This is a genomic window from Roseateles sp., assembly GCF_036404855.1.
Taxonomy (GTDB): Bacteria; Pseudomonadota; Gammaproteobacteria; order Burkholderiales; family Burkholderiaceae_C; genus Pelomonas.
Window position 1 is genome coordinate 1 of record NZ_DASWYS010000331.1, and the last position, 4,193, is coordinate 4,193.

General features: G+C 66.9%; 4 protein-coding genes. 3 read left to right on the forward strand and 1 reads right to left on the reverse strand.

Annotated elements, in window-relative coordinates; genetic code table 11:
* On the forward strand, positions 1 to 709 hold a 709-nt coding region (locus VGF12_RS22185; RefSeq protein WP_331178224.1), incomplete at its 5' end, for an ABC transporter substrate-binding protein.
* Positions 710 to 721: 12 nt separating this feature from the next.
* On the forward strand, positions 722 to 1,288 hold the full coding sequence (gene dcd, locus VGF12_RS22190) for a dCTP deaminase (RefSeq protein WP_331178225.1): 567 nt from the start codon (positions 722 to 724) through the stop codon (positions 1,286 to 1,288).
* 25 nt (positions 1,289 to 1,313) lie between these two features.
* On the opposite strand, the gene VGF12_RS22195 is transcribed toward dcd, so the two are convergent.
* Complete coding sequence (locus VGF12_RS22195) at positions 1,314 to 1,721, reverse strand: GFA family protein (RefSeq protein WP_331178226.1); 408 nt, start codon at positions 1,719 to 1,721, stop codon at positions 1,314 to 1,316.
* Positions 1,722 to 1,909: 188 nt separating this feature from the next.
* On the opposite strand from VGF12_RS22195, the gene VGF12_RS22200 reads away from it, so the two are divergent.
* A complete protein-coding gene (locus VGF12_RS22200) occupies positions 1,910 to 4,087 on the forward strand; it encodes a S46 family peptidase (protein WP_331178227.1) in 2,178 nt (725 codons plus the stop codon).
* The last annotated feature ends 106 nt before the right edge of the window (positions 4,088 to 4,193 follow it).

Genomic DNA, 4,193 nt, shown 5'->3' on the forward strand with positions numbered 1-4,193 from the left:
CCTGCTGGCCTACAACACCCGGCGCCCGGCACTGGCCAAGCCCGAGGTGCGCCAGGCCCTGGACATGGCCATCGACAAGGGCGCCATCCTGCGGGCCGTCTACGGCGATGCCGGCACGTTGGCGACGAGCCCCATTCCCGCCGCCAACTGGGCCCACGATGCGACGCTCAAGCCCGTGCCGTACGACCCTGCCAAGGCCAAGGCCTTGCTGCAGAAGGCCGGGGTGCTGCCGCTGAACATCACGCTCTGGGCCATGCCCGTGGTGCGCACCTACAACCCCAACGGCCAGCGCATGGCGCAGATGATCCAGGCCGATTGGGCCAAGGTCGGTGTGACCGCGCGCATCGTCACCTACGAGTGGGGCGAGTACCTGCGTCGCATCGACGCCGGCGAGCACGACGCGGCGCTGAGCGGCTGGAACGGCGACCCTGAGCCCGCCAACACCGCCGGCCAGCTGGCCTGTGGCGCGGCCAGCGGCAGCTTCTGGTGCAACCCTGCCTACGACCGCCTGCTGGCCGAGGCCCGCCAAGCGCTCAAACAGGAGGATCGCAAGTTCCTTTACGCCAAGGCCCAGCGCATCGCCATGCAGGAGCTGCCCTGGACGCCCATCGCCTATGGACGCCTGGCCGTGCCCGAGCGCGCGGCGGTGAAGGGCTTCGTGGTAGACCTGGACGGTGGCATGTATTTCGACGGCGTTTTGCCCAGATAAGAGGACAACGAGATGAGCATCAAGAGCGACAAGTGGATACGTCGAATGGCGGAGCAGCACGGCATGATCGAGCCCTTCGAGCCCGGCCAGGTCCGTGAGCGCGACGGACGCAAGATCGTCAGCTACGGCACCAGCAGCTACGGCTACGACATCCGCTGCGCGCCGGAGTTCAAGGTTTTCACCAACATCCACAGCACGGTGGTGGACCCGAAAAACTTCGACGAGAACAGCTTCGTCGACGTCAACAAGGACGTCTGCATCATTCCGCCCAACAGCTTCGCGCTGGCGCGCACGGTGGAGTACTTCCGCATCCCTCGCAACGTGCTCACCGTGTGCCTGGGCAAGAGTACCTATGCCCGCTGCGGCATCATCGTCAACGTGACGCCCTTCGAGCCCGAGTGGGAGGGCTATGTGACGCTGGAATTCAGCAACACGACGCCGCTGCCTGCCAAGATCTACGCGGGCGAGGGCTGCGCCCAGGTGCTGTTCTTCGAGAGCGACGAGGTCTGCGAGACCAGCTACAAGGACCGCGGCGGCAAGTACCAGGGGCAGGTGGGCGTCACGCTGCCCAAGGCCTGAGCGCCTGCCCGCCTTGCGGGCCGGCTCATGTTGACTGCTGGAGCGACCCCGGCACGGCGCGCAACCCGTCCACCCAGGGCGCTTCCGAGTGCTGCCAGATCTGGTGGCCCGGGCTGAGCTGCGCGCGCTGCTCGATGCAGCCCAGGCGGATGACGACGGCCGTGGCATTCTCCGGGGCAGTGCCCCACAAGGCGGTGCCGCAGTCTCCGCAGAAGACTTGCGCGCGCCGGTTGCCGCTCTGCGCAACCTTGACGTAGGTCTTGGGCGAGCCGCGCAGCAGCGTGAACTGTTCAATGGGCGCGGGAACGCCCGCCCGGAAGGGCGCGCCGGAGAGCACCTGGCAGTCCGTGCAGTGGCAGACCACCACCCGCGACGGATCGATCTCGGCCGTGAACGCGATGGCGCCGCAGTGGCAGGCCCCGTTGATCTTCATGGAGTCGACTCCTGGGACTGGGATGGGACGCCACGCAGCATGCCACCGGCCGGCGCTCTGGGCGCCCGGGAAGGGCTTGCAGCCGCCTTCGGGGGCTCTACCGGGCGGGCCTCCCTGGCTTTTCTCACCCGCGAGCATGTCGACGCGCGGGTTACGCTCGTGGTTTCGCCTTTTTGCCGAACCGCTCCATGAATCGTCATTCCCTCTCACTGCTGGCCGCTGCAGCGCTGGCCGTGACCACCGCCCATGCCGACGAAGGCATGTGGATGCCCAAGCAATTGCCGCAGATCGCCAAGCCCCTGAAGGCCGGCGGCCTGGCCCTGGACCCGGCCAAGCTCAAGGAGCTGACCGACTTCCCGATGGGCGCCGTCGTGTCGCTGGGCAACTGCACGGCCAGCTTCGTGTCGCCGCAGGGCCTGGCGGTCACCAACCACCACTGCGCCTACGGCAGCATCCAGTACAACTCCAAGCCCGACCGCGACCTGCTCAAGAACGGCTTCTACGCGCAGACGCTGGCCGACGAACTGCCCGCCGCGCCCGGCAGCCGCATCCTCGTCACGGTCGACATGAAGGACGTCAGCGCCGAGATCCTCAACGACAAGACCCGTGCGCTGACTGGCAAAGCCCGCACCGACGCGATCGAGGCCAACGAGAAAAAGCTCGTGGCCGCCTGCGAGTCCGACGCTGGACACCGCTGCAACGTCTATTCCTTCTTCGGGGGGCTGCAGTACCAGCTCATCAAGCAGATGGAGATCCGCGACGTGCGCCTGGTGCATGCGCCAGCCACCGGCGTGGGTCTGTTCGGCGGCGACGCGGACAACTGGGTCTGGCCACGGCACACCGGCGACTACAGCTTCTACCGGGCCTACGTCGGCCCGGATGGCAAGCCGGCCGATTTCAGCAAGGACAACAGGCCCTACCTGCCCAAGCACCACCTCACGATGGCGAGCAGTCCGCTGAACGACGGAGACTTCGTCATGGTGGCCGGCTATCCGGGTCGCACCAACCGTCACCGCCTGCCTGCCGAGGTGGACTTCGCCTTCGGCTGGCAGCAGCCCGCGCAGACTCGCGCGATGGGCGAAGCCATAGACCTCATCAAGACCGAGACGGCCGGTCGTCGCGACGGCGAGATCAAGATGGCCGCGCGCATGCAGGGCCTGCAGAACTATTACAAGAACCTGCAGGGCCAGCAGCAGAGCTACGACGGCAGCGACATCCTCTCGCGCAAGACGGCCGACTTCGACAGGCTCAAGGCCTGGGTCAACGCCGACGCGAAGCGCAAGGAACGCTACGGCGCCGACCTGGCTGCCACCGAAAGCCTGATTGCCGAGCGCCAGGCCACCACGCGTGGCGAGCTGCTGATGAGCTTCATGTCGCCCGCGCTGCTGACGTCGGCCCACCAGCTCTACCAGGCGGCGCTGGAGCGCGCCAAGCCCGACGCCGAACGCAAGACCGGCTTCCAGGATCGCGACGCCAATCGCCTGCGTGCCGCTCAGCAGGCGCTGGAGCGTCGCTACGACGAGCCCACCGACAAGCGCCTGGTGGCCCACTTCCTGGCCCAGTATCTGGCTCAGCCCGCCGCGACGCTGAACGCCGCCTGGCTGGATGCGTTGGGACTGAAGGCTGGCCAGGATGAAGCCAGCATCCGCGCCCGCATCGACGCCATCTACGCAGGCAGCAAGCTTGCCGACACCGGTACCCGCCTGGCATGGCTGGACAAGGACGCCGCGGCCTTCACGGCCAGCGACGATGCCTTCATCAAGCTCGCCGTGACCTTGAACGGCGACTACGACCGGCGCGAGAACCGCGACAAGGAGCTGGCCGGCAAGCTGCAGAAGGCCTATGCGGGCACCCAGCAGGCGCTGATCGACTACCACGCCAGCCGCGGCGAGGCCGTCTACCCCGACGCCAACAGCACGCTGCGCATCAGCTACGGCAAGGTGCAGGGCCGCGAGGTGGGCCGCGACGGCGAAAGCTGGAAGGCCTTCACGACGCTGCGCGGCATCGTCGCCAAGCACAAGGGCCCGGACGAGGCCGGCGGCGAGTTCAACGCCCCGGCCGAGCAATTGGCCGCCATCAAGGCGCGCAACTTCGGCCCCTATTACGTGAAGGGCCTGGACTCCGTGCCGGTCAACTTCCTGTCCACGCTGGACACCACCGGCGGCAACTCCGGCAGCCCGGTGCTGAACAAGAAGGCTGAACTGGTGGGCCTGTTGTTTGACGGCACGCTGGACGCCGTCATCTCCGACTGGGACTTCAACCCCAAGATGGTCCGCAGCATCAGCGTGGATTCGCGCTACATGCTGTGGCAGATGAGCACGGTGGACAAGACAACGCGGTTGCTCGAGGAAATGGGCATCAAGTAAGACCTGTTGCCCTCAATGAAGAACCGGCCCCGAAGGGCCGGTTTTTTGTTGCCGCGTGATTGCTCCGACCGGGGCGCGCGGATGGATGTTCGCCGTCAAGTGCCCG

Excerpts from the sequence above, each read along its gene's own strand:
- dcd (WP_331178225.1), top strand. The coding sequence starts at position 722 with ATGAGCATCAAGAGCGACAAGTGGATACGTCGAATGGCGGAGCAGCAC.
- VGF12_RS22200 (WP_331178227.1), top strand. The coding sequence starts at position 1,910 with ATGAATCGTCATTCCCTCTCACTGCTGGCCGCTGCAGCGCTGGCCGTG.
- VGF12_RS22195 (WP_331178226.1), bottom strand. The coding sequence starts at position 1,721 with ATGAAGATCAACGGGGCCTGCCACTGCGGCGCCATCGCGTTCACGGCC.